Origin of the sequence: Sinomicrobium kalidii, assembly GCF_021183825.1 — a bacterium.
Taxonomy (GTDB): domain Bacteria; phylum Bacteroidota; class Bacteroidia; order Flavobacteriales; family Flavobacteriaceae; genus Sinomicrobium; species Sinomicrobium kalidii.
Genome location: NZ_CP089211.1, coordinates 1,107,422 through 1,124,600 on the forward strand (window position 1 = coordinate 1,107,422; position 17,179 = coordinate 1,124,600).

Sequence of the window (17,179 nt, forward strand, 5' to 3'; positions counted from 1 at the left end):
CCATAATTTTTCAATCGCGCTCCACCCCGTCAAATCTCTTTTATCACCACATCCCGTCACCAATCAGTTGCCAACATCCGCACGACCCCATACGATCACAATATCCTGTGGTCTGCAAAACTGAAATAGGTATTTTCCGTAATGATCAAATGATCCAGCACCTTAATATCCAGGCTTTCGGAAGCTACCTTTAGCTTTCGTGTTAATTGCCGGTCTGCCTCACTGGGTGACAGGGCCCCGGACGGATGGTTATGTACCAGTACAATGGCAGTAGCCCCGAATTCAAGTGCATTTTTCATAGCAAGGCGTATATCGACCAGGGTCCCGGTTATTCCTCCCTTGCTGAGTTGTGCATATTGTATAACCTTATGGGAATTGTTGAGATAAATGATCCAGAACTCTTCATGTGGTAGTTCACCGATAACGGGTTGCATAAGTTCGAATACCGACTTGCTGTGGGTTATCTTAATGCGTTCCAGGGCTTCTTCAACCCTCCTTCTCCTTCCCAGTTCCAGTGCTGCCGCGATTGTTACGGCCTTGGCATCGCCTACACCTTTAAAGGTCCTGAGTTGTTTCAGGGAGAATTTCCCCAGTTCATTGAGGTTGTTGTTTGCAGCAGATAATATGCGTTTGGACAGCCCCACGGCGCTTTCTTCTCTGTTGCCGCTACCAATCAGAATGGCTATCAATTCGGCATCGGTCAATATTTCCTTGCCTTTTTGTGAAAGCTTTTCTCTTGGCCTGTCATCTTCTTTCCATTTCTTGATGGAAAAGGAAGCCGGTTTTTCCATACGATCGTATTTTGCATAAAGATAAAGTTTTTGACGGTATCTGTGCAAATTTACGCCACGGATCAACGATTCCTTTTTCAGATGGCAAATACGGCCAGGGCTTCATAAAAATCATCTTCGTCTACTCCCATATGCTGACATATCCACTTGGCACCGGCAAGATGGTACAGGATCTGTTTGTCCGAAACTTCCAGCGGCATGGGTCCTTCGGGAGTTTCCAGCAATATTTCCCCGTCGGCTTCTTCGTATTCCGGTATACGATACGGGTGTTTTCTTATGGGGTTTTCAGAAGTTTCCGAAATTTCCTTTACGGTTCCGTCTTCTTCATTATACACAACAATCCCTCCCTTCACGATGCTATCTACAAAAACACGGAACAGTGCTTCGTAATCCTCTTTTCCCGAAAATGTTTCCGGAGCATCTGCAGCAATACCGCTCAAAAGGGCAATATTGGGACAATACCAGTGAAGTCCGGGTGTAGGGTCCTCTGCGGAGGAAGGGAATTCTCCTCCCGTAATCAGTATAAACTCATTATCTTCGGTGAGGTAAACATGGTTCTCTTCTTCCGGATTATTTTCTATCATGTAATCAACAGCCTTGTCGTGGTAGTCCATCACATGCATAATGACCGAAGCGATACCCGGTTTTGCAAAGCTCCCGCCGAGTACCACCCTGGTTTTGTATCTGGAAAAATGATAAAGCAGTTCTGGATAAGAATATATTTTTATTCCGGTTTCCCGGGCCTTCAGCAGTTCGGGGTTATCGGATTCTATATCGGGCGCCAGCAAGACCCCGTCCAGGTCGGAAGTGATCTTTTCCGGAAACCAGCCTTCCTCACCGGTATGCCATCCCTGTTCCATCATTACGGTTCTTCGTGCTTCCGGGATTGATTCGTCACTACCACTTATTGCATACCCGATACGATGCAGTTCCCTTACCAATGAGAACAGCTCCTTCTTTCCTATACCTATAGCATGTAAACGCATAAAATCATTATTTAAGCGGGTAAAGATAAAAAAGGAGGTACAGAAAAGCACTAAAAATCATCAAAACTCCTGCCCCCGGAACCGCGGGGAATATTATGTAACACGCTATAATTTCCGGTCTCCTTCACGGATGGGTAAGTCATTAATACTGGCAAACCGTTTACACATCAGTCCGTTTTCATCAAATTCCCACATTTCGTTGCCATAGGCCCGGTACCACTTGTTATCCTCGTTCCTGTACTCATATTCAAAACGTACGGCAATACGGTTTTCGGTGTGGGCCCAGTATTCCTTTTCCAGTTTATAGTCGAGCTCCCTGTTCCATTTCCGGGTTAAAAAACGGACGATCTCTTCCCGTCCACTGAACATTTCATCCCGGTTTCGCCATTTGCTGTCAACAGTATAGGCCTTGCTCACCTTTACCGGGTCTTTACTGTTCCAGGCATCCTGAGCCATTTTTACTTTTTGTCTTGCCGTTTCTTCGGTAAAAGGCGGTACGGGCATTTTCTTTTCCATAATTCATGTATTTATTTTAATAATGATTGTACGATTTCCACGGCCCTTTGCACGGGCCAGTTGTCACGGAACATCCTGCTTTCCATGATGGCACTTTCAAAAAGCAGGTAAACCGTATCTGTAAGCTGCTCTTCCTCTTCCGGGAGTAACTTCCGGAAAAAATCGCGCAAATCACACTTATGTTCCCGGATAACGGCCAGTATACGCGTATTATTTGCCGGAATTTCAGACAAAATATTTAAAAAGCTGCATCCGCGGTAGTTCTCCCTTTCATTCATGTAGCAAATAAAGCGGAAAGCCGAAAGGACCGTATTCTCCTGATCGTTTTTCACATAATCTTCCAGTCTGGCAAACCAGGAAATGTGTCTCTGCTTCAGGTACGCTATGGCAAGGTCCTCTTTAGATTCGAAATGCTGATAGAGGCTGGCCTTGGCTACGGACGCCTCCCTGATCACCTGGTTGATCCCGGTGGCATTGTATCCCTGGGTGTGGAATAAATATGTGGCGGTTTCCACGATCCTTTCCCTGGCTCCTTTTTTTCTTTCAGTTTGCATGGGACAAATATACTATAAAATTGTACATACAGACAAGTCTGTCTACATAATTTCCAAAAATAATTTCAAGGAAGGTTTTTCATTTCACTTTTTATAAATACTGGGCAGTGCAAGTTTAAACTTTACGGCCAGCAGTCTTATGGTAATCACAATTAAAATGGAAAGGATGAAAAGGATGTCTTCCGGAATAGGCAGGAATCCCAATAAAAAATAAGCTCCTCCGCCCGCCACACAGGCCGTAGCATAAATTTCCCTGTGGAAGATCACCGGAATGTCGTTGCAGAGAATATCCCGTACCACCCCTCCGAAACAGGCTGTAATTGTTCCCAGGGCAATACACATTACTGCGCTCAGGTCTGCCGCCACACCTTTTTCCACGCCCACCAGGGTGTACAGACCGATTCCAATGGTATCGAAAAGAAACAGGGAAGTTCTCATGTATTTTAATTTCTCCTTAAATATCAATGCTACAATAACAGTGATAATAATAGTATACATATATGCATTGTTCTGCAACCAGGTGACAGGTTCTATCCCTATAATAATATCCCTGATCGTCCCCCCTCCGACTGCCGTGACAAAGGCAATGATAAAAACCCCGAAAATATCCAGTTTTTTGTGTAAAGCCGCAAGGACACCCGAAATGGCAAAAGCCACCACTCCGAGAAGATCTATTATAAAATAAAACATATGTTCCCTGTATTTTATTCCGGAGCCGCAAACTTTACGACCAAGCCCCGTTACATTTCACTTACATTTTCTGCGTAAAATAGTTATAATCCTTCAGCACCCGGTCTATAAAAGAATTTACATCGGCTTCTTCCGCTTTTGCCTGTATGACCTCCTCTATTTTAATTTTTAATTTAAGCATAATATTCTTGTCACGCGACTTTTTTGCGGCCAAAAAAGTTTCCTTGATGATCCGCACATCATTATCAGACAACCGGATAACTGTCGGATATACGGGTTGATATCCTTCCTGAATATTTTCCAGTATCGTATGATCTATAGTGACGTTGTTCTTTAAGCTGATTACCGATGTTCCCGCTGTCATATCGCCCAACCTCTGGCTTTTATTACTCATAGCAATACTTACCAGTGCAACAATACCTCCCAGCATGTTGATATCTGCAATGCGCAGGAACCAGCGTATCAGGTAATCCGGGAATGACGCCTGGTAACCATCGATTTTAACGACCTTGATCCGCAGCAGCCTTTTGCCCGGGGTCTGCCCTTCGAGCAGGGATTCGAACAACAGGGTATAGCACATGAAAGGAAGAAAAAACAGCAACCCCACGGCAATTTGCGACCATTGATCCATCCCGCTCAAAATCCGGTCAAGCCCCAGTAACCTGAACATTATCTGGTATATGACCACCACATAGGCAATCTTTATGAGCATATCAACAAAATAAGCCAGCATACGTTCTCCTACAGAGGCAGCCGTAAAACTGATATTTACGTTCTGGGTGGTATTGATTTGCAGTTCTGCCATATTGTTTTCCGCTTTACCCTGTTTTATTTCCGGGGTGAGAATTCTCTATCACTAATTGTAACTGCTTGCAAGCTATTTGTTTTCCCGTTCCTTTTATATCCCTGATTTCCGGTAATTATGTCCACATACAGGATAAAATTCACCTTTCCCCGCCGTAAAAGTATCAGTTTTATTTTAACTTTACACCTTCGGTTCCGCATTTAGCGGGTCATAACACGTACCTATCGGTGTGTAGTGAATCCAGACAATGAGAGAAGTTGCCTTCATAAAGCAAAATAAGGAAAAATGGCTCAACTTTGAAAAGGCTGTTTTTAACCGTCAGTTTAAAAACCCGGATGAGCTGGCCACTTTATACATTCACATCATCAATGACCTGTCGTATGCCCAGACCTATTACCCGAAGAGCAAGGTCATTACTTATCTGAACCAGCTTGCCGCCCGGGCATTTCAGAGGATTTACCGGACCAAGCGGCAGGACACCAATCGTTTTCTGTATTTTTTCCGGACGGAAATACCTCTGGTGGTTTACCAATACAGAAGGTATTTTGCTTATGCCTTTATTCTCTTTTTTACCTTTGCAGCCATAGGAGCAGTTTCGGCAGCCCATGACGATACGTTTGTGCGGCTTATCCTCGGGGACAACTACGTGAACATGACTCTGGAAAACATAGCGAACGGCGACCCGGTGGCCGTGTACAAAAGCGGAAGTAACTGGGGAGGCTTTATAGGGATTACCATCAATAATATTTACGTGGGGATGCGTGCCTTTGTTTACGGTATATTCGGCGGACTGGGCACAGGGTGGATACTGTTACAAAACGGTATTATGCTGGGAGCTTTTCAGTATATGTTCCAGGCTGAAGGAGTGCTGTGGGAAAGTGTCCGGGGAATCTGGATACACGGCGCCATGGAAATATTTGCCATCGTGGTCACGGGGGCTTCAGGGCTGATCCTCGGAGCGGGAATACTCTTTCCCGCTACCTATTCCCGGAAAGTTTCTTTTAAAATGGCATTTAAGGACGGTGTAAAAATCCTGCTCAGTACTTTTCCGTTCTTTGTTTTTGCAGGATTCCTGGAAGGTTTTGTTACCCGTTATTCGGATGTCATGCCCAATGGCCTGTCTGTAGCGATCATCCTGGCCACTCTTAGTATTATTACATTCTATTATATCTTCTACCCTTTTATAGTAATCAAAAAAACGGCATCACATCTATGATACAACTCTATAAAAAAAGGGAGTTCGGAGAACTTTTCTCCGATACGTTTACCTTTATAAAACAACACGGCAAACACTTTTATAAGAACTATTTTCTTATTAACGGAGGTTTTATCCTCGTACTCCTGGTATTGGCCTATTTTTTCGTAAAAGTCTATAGTTCATTGCTGGCAACCTCCATGGGCCCCGTAGCCCCGGATGCTTCAGTAGAGAATTACGTCAATGACAATGGCTTGCTGGTTTTTCTTTTTATGTTTCTCTTCGTCATAATGGCGGTATTTGTAGGTTTCATCACCTATGCCTATACCCCGGTATACATGCTGCTTTACGCTAAAAAAGGGAGCAATGACTTTACGGCAAAAGACATTGTTAAAGTGCTGAAACAACAGGCAGGGAAACTCTTTATCTATGTTCTGGCTTCCATGCTCATCTCCATGGCGGTCTTCCTGGGGGCAGGCATTGCCATATTCATCCTGTTTATTACGATTATCGGCATCCTTTTAATTCCTCTGGTACTGGCGGTGATCACCCTGTCCTATAATAATGCCCTTATGGAGTACCTGGACTCCGACAAGGGTATATTCGACTGTTTCGGATATGGTTTTCAGCTAACGTTCAAACGGTTCTGGGTTAATGCCGGATGTGTTGCCCTCTTTTACCTCATGATCCAGATCATACAAAGTATCGTGACACTCATCCCCTATCTGGCGGGTATTTTTTCGATAGTGACCAGCAGTTCATCCAGCCTGGGCAATTCAGAAGAAAATGTCGCTGCTGTGTTTACCATTATGCTCATCTTTTATGTGCTCTCTTTTCTCCTGAGTCTCCTTGGCAATACCATAATACAGATCAACCAGGCCATCATCTATTTCAGCCTCAAGGAAGAAAGCGAAAACATAAACACCACCTCGGTTATCGACCAGATCGGCACCACTGAGGATTAAAAAAACTGTATTGAAGAAGTACCTGTTATTACATATCTTTTGTTTGTTCCTTTCACTGGTGTCTTTTTCACAGGAAACCGGAGACAGTCTTCGCATCGACACTTCTCCCCTGGAAAAAAGGGCTTTTTCACCGGAATTCAGGGAAAAGTATAACGGTCCAGAATATCAATACGAAAGTACGGTACAAAGCGGCTGGTTTACTCGGTTCAAGGAATGGCTTATTCAATTCCTCGCCGATCTCTTCCGGCTTGAATCCAGACAAAAGGCTTCGAACATTGCCGATATTTTCCTGCAGGTATTTTACGTGCTTCTCGTACTCACGGTGATTTTCTTTATTGTCCGTGCCATCATGAACAGGGAAGGCCAGTGGGCTTTCCGCAAATCATCCGACCGGAAGATTATTACTGCCAGGGATATTGAAAACAACATTCACATTACCGATTTTAACAAACTTATCAGTGATGCCGTTGCCGACAACCACTACCGGGAAGCCATAAGGTATTACTACCTGTGGCTGCTCAAGGAATTATCAGGAAAAGAACTCATCATATACGATGCGGAGAAGACCAATACGGATTACCTCCGGGAACTGAAAGACCACAAACTGCAGTCGGAATTTGGTTATGCTTCTTACCTGTACAATTACATATGGTACGGAGAATTTACCATAGACCACGAACAGTACAATAACGCCGCCGGTACATTTTCGGCCCTGATAAAATCCGTGAAGGTATGAACAACAGCATTAAACTATATACAGGACTCCTGATCGTGCTGGTGGTCGTGGTAGCGGTTTTCGAGCTGTCACAACCGGAACCGGTGGACTGGAGGCCTACGTTCAACGAAACACATACCAGACCTTATGGCCTCAAGGTGTTTTACAACGAGTTACGCACTGCTTTCAAAGACAGTGTCCGGGATGTCAAAAAATCGCCTTACGAATTCCTGAACCCCTTGTACAATCCGGAAAGCCTGACTTATGACTTCAACCGGAATTACATCTACATCAACCGGGAATACCTGCCGGATGAAGTTTCTACAAAAGAACTCCTTTACTATGCTGCTGCGGGTAATACGGTATTTATTGCTTCGGAAAGGATGCCGGACATGCTACAGGACTCCCTCGGGTTTTCTACGGCATATGACTTCAGTCCCGGGAAAAAAGGCCGTATCAGCCTTGCTAATCCTCATGTAAAACAGGATTCCGTTTCCGTGGACGACGGTAGGTCAGGTTCCTATTTTCAGGAACTGGACTCGTTAAACACCACTGTGCTGGGATATCAGGATTTCGGGAAGAGGCATATTAATTTTGTAAAAATAGAATATGGCAGCGGATATTTTCTGCTCCATACCCATCCTTATATTTTCACCAACTATTACCTGCTTAAAGGCAACAATTACCGTTATGCAGAAGACATCCTGGCTTATCTCGACCGGGATTCCGTATTCTTCGATTCCAGGGACCGCAGGCAACTCGGAAATTCGCCGCTCCGTTATATCCTGACCCAACCCCCGTTGCGATGGGCATGGTTTATCGGGCTGGTTACCCTGCTGGTGTTTATGATCTTCAATGCCAAGCGGAAACAACGGATAGTACGGGTATTATCGCCTTTGCAAAATACAACGGTAGCTTTTATAAAAACCATCGGTAACCTCTATTACGAAACCAAAGACCACACCAACCTCGTCGATAAAAAGATTACCTATTTCCTGGAGAAAATAAGGAAGGACTATTATTTGGAAACCACTGATTTAAACGATAAATTCGTTCATACCCTGGCCGCAAAAACAGGTAAGGACAAAGCCATGATCAAAAAACTTATTGATCTGGTATTGCGGCTTCAGTCCAGGCCGGAATGTACGGAACAGGACCTTTTACAACTCAACCGGGCGATAGAAAAATTTTATGCCGGGAATAACGTAAGAAAAGAAAAATAACCATGAGTGAACAAAACCATACCCCCGAAGAAAACACAGGGGAAAATACAGATCAGCCTATAGAAAATGCCGGGCTTTCCCAAACGGAAAGTACAACAGACAGCAACCATGGTCCCGAAGCGCTGAAGTTCCGGTCGCGCATAGACCTTTCCGCCTTGCAGGAAGCCGTGGATCAGGTAAGGAGTGAACTCTCCAAGGTCATCGTAGGGCAAAAACACATGATAGACATGCTCATCACGGCATTGCTGGCCGACGGCCACGTACTTATCGAAGGGGTCCCCGGTGTGGCCAAGACCATTACGGCAAAACTGCTGGCCAGGGCCCTTACCGTCGATTTCAGCAGAATACAGTTCACCCCCGACCTGATGCCTTCAGATATCCTGGGTACTTCGGTATTCGACCTGAAAAAATCGGAATTCGAATTCAAGAAAGGACCTGTGTTTTCCAATATGCTGCTGATCGACGAAATAAACCGTGCCCCCGCCAAAACACAGGCAGCATTGTTTGAAGTTATGGAAGAACGGCAGATCACCATGGACGGGCACTGCTATGTACTGGAAGCCCCTTTTATGGTACTGGCCACCCAGAACCCGGTGGAACAGGAAGGTACTTATCGCCTGCCCGAAGCCCAACTGGACCGTTTTCTCTTTAAAATCGATGTGGAATACCCCTCCCTGGAAGAGGAAATAGAGATCATTACCCGGGAACACCAGCTCAAGGAAACCACAAAAACGGAAAAAATAACTGCTTTTCTCACCAGGGAACAAGTGTCCACCTATCAGAAACTGGTCAATGAGGTGTTGGTAGAGCCCCATTTACTCAAGTATATTGCCGAACTCATCACAAATACCCGCAGCAATGCCTTCCTGTATCTGGGGGCCTCCCCGAGGGCTTCCATAGCCATACTGAAAGCCTCGAAAGCCTATGCCGCTATCAACGGGCGTGACTTTGTTACTCCGGAAGATATCAAACAGGTGGCTGTCCCTGTTTTACAACACCGTATCATTATCACACCGGAACGGGAAATGGAAGGCGTTACCGGAAAACAGGTCATCCAGCAGATCATCCAGGCCGTGGAAGTCCCCAGGTGATGTACCAAAGATAATCGGGCAATAAGGAACCGAATACCGTAGGTTAAACACCAGACCTGCAACAAAAACAGACTTTGAACCAGAAACATGAAATTTGAAACTATTTAAACCACTATACCTGCAAAACCGCTTTTTCTATGGTTGCATCGCCGTGATAGTGCTTTTTATTATCAGCTTTATTTTCGGCAAGCTCTTCTTTGTTGCCAAACTGGGGCTTATCATACTACTGGCCTTTACGTTTCTGGACATTGTGATCCTGTTCTATTCCAGGACCGGGATAAAAGCGGTAAGAGCACTCCCCGAAAAATTCTCCAATGGAGATAAAAATCCGGTGCAGGTTACCATCGATAATTATTATACGTTTCCCGTACATGCAAGGGTAACGGACGAAATCCCGGAGCAGTTCCAGATAAGGGACTTCAGGATTGACAGAAAACTGCCCGCTTCTGCCTCCCACACCCTGGAATACACATTAAGGCCCACGGAAAGAGGGGAATATCACTTCGGAAGGCTGAACATATATATTTCTTCCGCCTTAGGGCTTATTGCCAAACGATATGTTTTCTGCGACAATGTTATGATCCCCACCTACCCCGCCTTTCTCCAACTCCGCAAATACGACCTTATGGCCTTTACCAACCGCCTCCACCAGTACGGTATTAAAAAAATACGACGAATAGGCCATACCATGGAATTCGAACAGATCAAGGAATACGTTCAGGGGGACGACATACGAACCCTCAACTGGAAGGCAACAGCCAAGAAAAACCAGCTCATGGTCAACCAGTTTCAGGATGAAAAATCACAACCCGTATATTCGGTGATCGACAAAGGCCGGGTAATGAAGATGCCTTTCGAAGAGTTGAGCCTGCTCGATTATGCCATCAATGCCACCCTGGTTATCAGCAATGTCGTTCTGAAAAAGCAGGACAAGGCAGGGATGTTCACATTTTCAAAAAAAGTGGAAAACATTGTGGTAGCGGAACGACGAACTTCCCAGATGGGATTGATCCTGGAAACGCTTTACAACATTCAGACCGATTTTTTCGAATCGGATTTCAGCAGGTTATACGGCGATATCAAACGAAATATCACCAACCGCAGCCTTATTCTCCTTTATACCAATTTCGAAACATTGGACGGACTGCACCGCCAGTTGCCTTATTTAAAAGGTATTGCCAAAAATCACCTGCTCGTGGTCATCTTCTTTAAAAACACCAAACTCAACGCCCTCATCCACAATCGTGCCGAGACCATCCAGCAGGTTTACGACAAGGTCATCGCCGAAAAATTTGCTTTCGAAAAACGGCTCATTGTCAACGAACTCAGAAAATACGGTATCTACTCCATCCTCACCACTCCCGAGAACCTTACCATAGATACGATCAACAAATACCTGGAGATCAAGGCCAGGGGGCTGTTGTGATGAACAACTGACGATTTTTGATTTTAAGAACAAAATTATTAAATACCATGGAAATCAACTATGACAACAAGGTTTTCCGGCCTGTAAGTAATACGGAAAACGGGGAAACTTCCTCAGAAACGGTTTTTCACTACAAACAAAAGGGAAATATCCTCTCTTCGGAATACGGAGGCGGGCAGATCGTCACCGGACATTTGCTGGGTATTGTCAATTCAGGTGGTATAATCGATATGCAGTACCACCAGATCAACACACGTGGGGAACTGATGACCGGAATGTGCCGGTCCGTACCTGAAATCCTCCCGGACGGAAGGATACGGCTACACGAAAACTGGCAATGGACTTCCGGTGACCGTTCCGGGGGACAGTCGGTCATAGAGGAAATCCGGAAAGAATAAAGGCGCAGAATCCTGCACCTTTTAAAACTTAAACACCTACTTTTTCAAGCCGGTTATATCTTTTCATCCAGCCACGCTTTCATCATCCAAACCGTTTTTTCCTGTTCGGTGATAAAGTCACTCATCATCGAGTTGGTCCCCTCGTCATGGGCATCGGCAGATTCGTCGAGGATAACCCGTTCTATCTTGAGCAATTCGGTCAGTGAATCCACAACAAGACTTACGGCAGCCTCATCCTTGTGGACATTTTTGCCTACCGGTACTTTACCGGCCTTGATATAATCTTCAAAAGTGTGTAAAGGTGTTCCGCCGAGCGTAAGGACCCGTTCCGCGATCATATCTATTTTTTCCTGGGTGTCATTATACAGCTCCTCAAACTTTTCGTGCAGATCAAAAAAGCGTTTTCCGCGAATATTCCAGTGTATCCCTCTCAGGTTCTGATAGTAAAGCTGGAAATTGGCCAGCAAGTTGTTGAGATCCTTTTTCAAATCTTCGGTTTTGCTTACGTCTAATCCTAAACTGTTTAATTGCATAATGGTATGATTTTAAGTTCCTTGTTAATGTACAACAAATTTACCTATTATTTATGGGCAACAGAGCATAACATTTATCAATAGTTTTTATATTTTTATCGAATTAAACTATGTAAAACACGGGGAAAGACAAGGCCTTTATCCCGGCCGTAATCCTTTTTTCCAAAGATGATATAACAATGACCATTACCCAATTACAATATGTACTGGCTGTTGCCGAGTACCAGAATTTTACACTGGCTGCCGAAAAGAGTTTTGTAACCCAGCCTACCCTGAGCATGCAGATACAAAAACTGGAGGACGAACTCGACATCCTCATCTTCGACCGGAGCAAAAAACCCATCCAGTTGACGGAAGTGGGCAAAAAAATAGTGGATCAGGCCCGGAACATTGTCAGTGAGTCCGGAAGGATCAAAGATATCGTTCACCAGGAAAAAGGGTTCATCGGCGGAGAATTCAAACTGGGGATCATTCCTACGGTAATGCCTACGCTTCTGCCCATGTTCCTCAAGAATTTCATCAATAAATACCCTAAGGTCAATGTCAAAATAGAAGAACAGAATACCGCCACTCTTATCCAGAAGCTCATGGACGGGCACCTCGATGCTGCCATTGCCGCTACTCCGCTGGAAAACAACCAGATCAAGGAAAGAGTGCTCTATTACGAACCGTTTGTGGCCTATATCCCGGAAAATCACAGGCTCCACTCCAATATGAAAATCGATACGGCCGATCTTAAAATCGAGGATGTCCTTCTCCTGGAAGACGGACATTGCTTCCGGGACGGCGTCATCAACCTCTGCCATGCCGAAAAAGATTTCAAGAACGAACGCTTCCAGCTGGAAAGCGGTAGTTTCGAGACCATGATAAGACTGGCAGATGAAGGCATGGGCATGACCCTGCTTCCCTACCTGCACACACTGGAACTCAATGAAAATGAGAAAAAACACCTCCATTTCTTTAACGACCCCAGCCCGGCCAGGGAGGTAAGCCTTATTTATCACAAAAGCGAACTGAAATTACATATTATAGAAGCGCTGAAAGAAGTCATTTCCGGCGTAATCCGCGGGGCCATTGCTTTTCAAAACGTTCAGATTATAAGCCCCATCGGCAAAAAATAATAAAAAAAGCCGGATTTCTTTTCCGGCCAACTACAAATCGTATATGATGTCAAAATAAAAAATCCCGCTCCCGCGGGATTTTGATCGTTATGATTTTAGATAGATCAGACATTGTGAAAGCTCAGGTTTCCCTGAAATAAACTGGTTTAGCCAGATTTTTAATTCTTCCAGTTCATATGGTAACAATCGGTGTACCGCTTTTTCTACTTCTTTACAGAAAAGAACGGAATCAAAGCTCACTTTCTGGAGTACGACTTGGGTATACTCATACATAGCTCTTGCCATAATTATGAACGTTTTTAGGGTTAGTCCCGACCAGAGACCGGGGATATAATTACACCAAATATAACGATTTTTTTATATCAATTATTTTAGACAATCGTTAAATATTTCCTAATTAACTGGTTTGCACCAGTGTGCGAATGTGTTGTTTTCAACGCTGAATTCAGATCCGGTACGCATTTATTTTTCCAGCCGGTCTTTCACATATTCTATCTGTGTCTTTCCATGTGGCTTTGGTTTACCGTCTTCCCCAAGGTTTACCATCACTATTCTCTCTATGGATATAATGGTCATCCTCGTCATCTTGTTCCTCACCTCGCAGCGGAGAATCAGGGAACTCTTGCCAAATTTCACCACGTCAATACCAATTTCGATAACATCGCCTTCTCCGGCCGAATCCACAAAATTGATATCCGACATAAATTTGGTTACCACCTTCTTATTTTCCAGTTGAATAATGGCATACAATGCCGCCTCTTCGTCAATCCATTGTAAAAGGCGTCCCCCGAACAAGGTGCCGTTCGGGTTCAGGTCTTCGGGTTTAACCCACTTCCGGGTGTGAAATCTCATAGCTTCCGCGTTATGTTTATCCTCTAAAATTATTTATTTTGCACGAAATAACCTAACCCCGAACGGCGATTTACGAATTATGATACAGGTGATGCGGATTTTTATTTTTTTGATCCGTCGGCTACCGCTTAACCCTGAAAATTACAACAGATCTTGGAAGTACACACTACAACCGCTCTCAATGCTGCAGAACTCAAAGAATTTCTCGACACCAAGGTTGAACAATACAACAGGCCGGACTTTATAGGTACAGATCCCATCCAGGTCCCGCATCTGTTCTCCCGGAAAGAAGATATTGAAATTTCCGGATTTCTCGCAGCCACTATTGCCTGGGGCAACCGCAAGACCATTATTACCAATGCAAAGAAAATGATTGGGCTTATGGGAAATTCCCCTTATGACTTTGTAATGTCGCACAAAGAAAGTGACCTGGAAAAACTGGACAGCTTTGTCCACCGTACCTTTAACGGGGAAGATTTTAAATGTTTCGCCCGCGCCCTGCGTCACATTTATTCGGAACACGGGGGAATGGAAGCTGTTTTTGCACACCATGCCGAAGAAGGATCTCTGCAGAAAGCCATTCATGAATTCAAAAGACGCTTTTTCGAAATCCCACATTTAACCCGGACGGAAAAACACGTCTCCGACCCGTTAAAAGGTTCTTCGGCAAAACGCATTAACATGTATCTCCGGTGGATGGTTCGCAATGATAATACCGGAGTGGATTTCGGTATCTGGCAAAGCCTCTCCCCGTCGCAACTCTCCTGTCCACTGGATGTCCATTCGGGAAATATCGCCCGCAAGCTGGGGCTCCTGAAACGAAAGCAAAACGACGCCAGGGGATTGGCCGAACTGGACAAAAGCCTCCGGAACCTCGATCTGCGGGACCCCGTAAAATATGACTTTGCCCTCTTTGGACTCGGAGCCTTTGAAAAGTTCTGATTTTTTGTAGTAAATTAGGTGCAGCCCAAAAGGATTTTATATTATATTAAAACCACCCTATGAAAAAGAAAAATACCTCTTTACTGTTATTCCTCTTTATCTCTTCCCTGTTATTTGCCCAGAACAGGACACTTCCGACAGACACTACCGTCACTACCAATCATGAAGTAACCGTTAACGGCAACCGGTTTTCCTATACTGCCACAACGGGTACACAACCTGTGTGGGGGGAAGACGACAAACCGGTAGCAGCACTTTTCTATACCTATTACGAAAGGGACGGCATAAAAGACCGGGTAAACAGGCCCCTGGTCATATCGTTCAATGGCGGACCGGGTTCTGCATCGGTATGGATGCACCTCGCCTATACCGGCCCCCGGATATTGAATGTTGATGATGAGGGGTATCCCGTACAACCTTACGGTGTAAAGGAAAATCCGCATTCCATATTGGACGTTGCTGATATTGTCTATGTAAACCCCGTAAATACAGGCTATTCCAGGCTTATGGAAACCGAAGAAAAAAAGGCGGAACGTTCGGATTTTTTCGGTGTAAATGCCGATATCGCATACCTTGCGGACTGGATCAATACTTTTGTAAGCCGTATGGGACGCTGGCGGTCGCCCAAATACCTCATCGGTGAAAGTTACGGAACTACCCGGGTGTCCGGACTGGCACTGGAATTACAAAACAGGCAGTGGATGTACCTCAACGGGGTGATCCTTGTGTCACCTACAGAACTGGGAATAAAAAGGGACGGCCCGGTAGAAATTGCAAACCGTTTGCCTTACTTTGCCGCCGCAGCGTGGTATCACAAAGTACTCCCTCCCGAATTGCAGCAAAAGGACCTGGAGAAACTACTGCCCGAAGTGGAAAATTACGCTGTAAACGAGCTTCTTCCCGCGCTGGTGAGGGGCGGTTTCCTCGAAGAATCGCGAAAAAAAAACATTGCTTCCCGTATGGCCCGCTATTCCGGATTGTCCGAAAAGGTGATCCTGCAGCACGACCTGGAAGTACCGTTCCGGTATTTCTGGAAGGAACTGCTCCGTGATAAAAAGGGATATACCATAGGAAGACTGGATTCCCGTTACCTCGGCATAGACCGCAAAGATGCCGGAGATTCTCCCGATTACAATGCCGAACTGACCTCCTGGCTGCACTCTTTCACCCCGGCCGTCAACTATTACATCCGGGAACGTCTCAGGTTTAAAACGGATGTAAAATACAATATGTTCGGCCCGGTACACCCCTGGGACCGTTCTGATGACCATACCGGAGAAAACCTCAGGCAGGCCATGGCGCAAAACCCCTCCCTGCACGTCATGATACAATCGGGGTATTTTGACGGGGCTACCACTTATTTCAATGCCAAATATACCATGTGGCAAATGGACCCGGGCGGCAGGCTTAAAGACAGGCTCCGTTTCGAAGCCTACCGAAGCGGACATATGATGTACCTCCGCAAAGAGGACCTCAAAACGGCAAATGACCATATCCGGGAGTTTATACAGCATTCCTCCCCGAAAAAGGACCAACCCGTAAAATACGACTAACACCAAATTGCACGCACCTATGCTAAAGTCTCTTTTCAACAGGAAAAAAACTACCGCCCCCTACCGGTACGGCATAGCGCTGGGAGGGGGCGGTGCACGCGGTTTTGCTCACCTGGGCGTGCTCAAGGCCCTGCAGGAAGCCGGGATAAAACCCGATATCATTTCCGGGGTAAGTGCCGGTGCCATTGTAGGTGCCTTTATAGCGGGAGGTTTTTCCCCGGACGAAGTTTTTGAGATCATGAAAGAGAACAGGCTGGGGAATTTTACCGGTATTCAGTTCCCCAGGGACGGCCTCCTGAACTTTGACAAGCTGCAGCACACCATCACCCGGTTTATCCCTGCCAAGAACATTGAAGACCTTCCCCTGCCTTTTTATGTAGCCGCCTCCAACCTGAACGACGGAATCATCGAGTATTTTGACAAAGGTGAACTGGGAAAGACCGTACAGGCCTCTGCTTCCATCCCGGTATTGTTCTCCCCGGTCAAAATCAACGGTAAAAAATATGTGGACGGCGGTATTTTTGACAATGTTCCCATTGCCCCTCTCAAGGAAAAATGTGAAACCATCATCGGTATAAACATAAGTCCCACACAGCGGGTGGATAAACTCAATAACCTGATAGATATTGCCAGCAGGACCTTTCACCTTAGTGTAGAGTCCACTTCCGTACGGAAAAAAGAAGAATGTGATATTTATATAGCGCCGTCAGAATTATATAATTATCCTATCCTGGATGCATCGAAGGCAGAAAAAATGTTTCTCATAGGATATGAATATACCAAGGCACTGCAGGTATTTGCACAGGAATAATTCCTGAAATTT

At 45.2% G+C, this 17,179-nt stretch carries 20 protein-coding genes; 11 read left to right on the forward strand and 9 right to left on the reverse strand.

The annotated features are described in order from the left end of the window. Window positions 1-95 precede the first annotated feature (95 nt). The 6 genes from radC to LS482_RS04440 form a co-directional block, all read right to left on the reverse strand. Window positions 96-791, reverse strand: a complete 696-nt coding sequence (gene radC / locus LS482_RS04415; RefSeq protein WP_233030540.1) for a RadC family protein — start codon at window positions 789-791, stop codon at window positions 96-98. Between the two features lie 77 nt (window positions 792-868). Next, window positions 869-1,777, reverse strand: a complete 909-nt coding sequence (locus LS482_RS04420) for a Mur ligase domain-containing protein (protein ID WP_233030541.1) — start codon at window positions 1,775-1,777, stop codon at window positions 869-871. Between the two features lie 105 nt (window positions 1,778-1,882). Continuing rightward, a complete protein-coding gene (locus tag LS482_RS04425) occupies window positions 1,883-2,293 on the reverse strand; it encodes a nuclear transport factor 2 family protein (RefSeq protein WP_233030542.1) in 411 nt (136 codons plus the stop codon). 11 nt (window positions 2,294-2,304) lie between these two features. Further along, window positions 2,305-2,847 (reverse strand): TetR/AcrR family transcriptional regulator, encoded by a 543-nt coding sequence (locus LS482_RS04430; RefSeq protein WP_233030543.1) that lies wholly within the window; start codon window positions 2,845-2,847, stop codon window positions 2,305-2,307. 84 nt (window positions 2,848-2,931) lie between these two features. After that, a complete protein-coding gene (locus LS482_RS04435) occupies window positions 2,932-3,537 on the reverse strand; it encodes a trimeric intracellular cation channel family protein (RefSeq protein ID WP_233030544.1) in 606 nt (201 codons plus the stop codon). A gap of 61 nt (window positions 3,538-3,598) precedes the next feature. Beyond that, window positions 3,599-4,342, reverse strand: a complete 744-nt coding sequence (locus tag LS482_RS04440) for an RDD family protein (protein WP_233030545.1) — start codon at window positions 4,340-4,342, stop codon at window positions 3,599-3,601. Between the two features lie 247 nt (window positions 4,343-4,589). On the opposite strand from LS482_RS04440, the gene LS482_RS04445 reads away from it, so the two are divergent. From LS482_RS04445 to LS482_RS04475, 7 genes are all read left to right on the forward strand, one after another. Then, window positions 4,590-5,558 carry a stage II sporulation protein M gene (locus LS482_RS04445; RefSeq protein WP_233030546.1) on the forward strand — a complete coding sequence of 323 codons (969 nt, stop codon included), beginning with the start codon at window positions 4,590-4,592 and terminating at the stop codon, window positions 5,556-5,558. Next, window positions 5,555-6,502, forward strand: coding sequence for a hypothetical protein (locus tag LS482_RS04450; protein ID WP_233030547.1), 948 nt, complete (start codon window positions 5,555-5,557; stop codon window positions 6,500-6,502). Before LS482_RS04445 ends, LS482_RS04450 begins: the two co-directional genes overlap by 4 nt. Window positions 6,503-6,512: 10 nt before the next feature. Continuing rightward, entirely contained in the window at window positions 6,513-7,238 is a 726-nt protein-coding gene (locus LS482_RS04455) for a DUF4129 domain-containing protein (protein WP_233030548.1), read from the forward strand. Beyond that, entirely contained in the window at window positions 7,235-8,440 is a 1,206-nt protein-coding gene (locus LS482_RS04460) for a DUF4350 domain-containing protein (protein WP_233030549.1), read from the forward strand. The genes LS482_RS04455 and LS482_RS04460 overlap by 4 nt, the downstream gene beginning before the upstream one ends. 2 nt (window positions 8,441-8,442) lie before the next feature. Continuing rightward, a complete protein-coding gene (locus tag LS482_RS04465; RefSeq protein WP_233030550.1) occupies window positions 8,443-9,531 on the forward strand; it encodes an AAA family ATPase in 1,089 nt (362 codons plus the stop codon). A 94-nt stretch (window positions 9,532-9,625) separates the two neighbouring features. Next, window positions 9,626-10,957: a DUF58 domain-containing protein gene (locus LS482_RS04470; RefSeq protein ID WP_233030551.1), complete on the forward strand. Its 1,332-nt coding sequence runs from the start codon at window positions 9,626-9,628 to the stop codon at window positions 10,955-10,957. A 47-nt stretch (window positions 10,958-11,004) separates the two neighbouring features. Next, window positions 11,005-11,355 carry an avidin-fold protein gene (locus LS482_RS04475; protein ID WP_233030552.1) on the forward strand — a complete coding sequence of 117 codons (351 nt, stop codon included), beginning with the start codon at window positions 11,005-11,007 and terminating at the stop codon, window positions 11,353-11,355. 53 nt (window positions 11,356-11,408) lie between these two features. Here the strand turns inward: LS482_RS04475 and LS482_RS04480 are convergent, their stop codons facing one another. Next, entirely contained in the window at window positions 11,409-11,888 is a 480-nt protein-coding gene (locus LS482_RS04480; RefSeq protein WP_233030553.1) for a Dps family protein, read from the reverse strand. Between the two features lie 179 nt (window positions 11,889-12,067). On the opposite strand from LS482_RS04480, the gene LS482_RS04485 reads away from it, so the two are divergent. Beyond that, the gene (locus LS482_RS04485; RefSeq protein ID WP_233030554.1) at window positions 12,068-13,009 is read left to right on the forward strand and encodes a hydrogen peroxide-inducible genes activator; all 942 of its coding nucleotides are present in this window, start codon (window positions 12,068-12,070) and stop codon (window positions 13,007-13,009) included. 87 nt (window positions 13,010-13,096) lie between these two features. On the opposite strand, the gene LS482_RS04490 is transcribed toward LS482_RS04485, so the two are convergent. Further along, window positions 13,097-13,294 carry a hypothetical protein gene (locus LS482_RS04490; RefSeq protein WP_233030555.1) on the reverse strand — a complete coding sequence of 66 codons (198 nt, stop codon included), beginning with the start codon at window positions 13,292-13,294 and terminating at the stop codon, window positions 13,097-13,099. Window positions 13,295-13,471: 177 nt separating this feature from the next. After that, window positions 13,472-13,861, reverse strand: coding sequence for an acyl-CoA thioesterase (locus LS482_RS04495; RefSeq protein WP_233030556.1), 390 nt, complete (start codon window positions 13,859-13,861; stop codon window positions 13,472-13,474). Between the two features lie 153 nt (window positions 13,862-14,014). Between LS482_RS04495 and LS482_RS04500 the strand changes: the two genes are divergently transcribed. The 3 genes from LS482_RS04500 to LS482_RS04510 are packed head-to-tail and all read left to right on the forward strand — an operon-like array spanning window position 14,015 to window position 17,167. Continuing rightward, complete coding sequence (locus LS482_RS04500; protein ID WP_233030557.1) at window positions 14,015-14,803, forward strand: TIGR02757 family protein; 789 nt, start codon at window positions 14,015-14,017, stop codon at window positions 14,801-14,803. Between the two features lie 59 nt (window positions 14,804-14,862). After that, on the forward strand, window positions 14,863-16,356 hold the full coding sequence (locus LS482_RS04505) for a S10 family peptidase (RefSeq protein WP_233030558.1): 1,494 nt from the start codon (window positions 14,863-14,865) through the stop codon (window positions 16,354-16,356). 19 nt (window positions 16,357-16,375) lie between these two features. Then, window positions 16,376-17,167, forward strand: coding sequence for a patatin-like phospholipase family protein (locus tag LS482_RS04510; RefSeq protein WP_302849393.1), 792 nt, complete (start codon window positions 16,376-16,378; stop codon window positions 17,165-17,167). The last annotated feature ends 12 nt before the right edge of the window (window positions 17,168-17,179 follow it).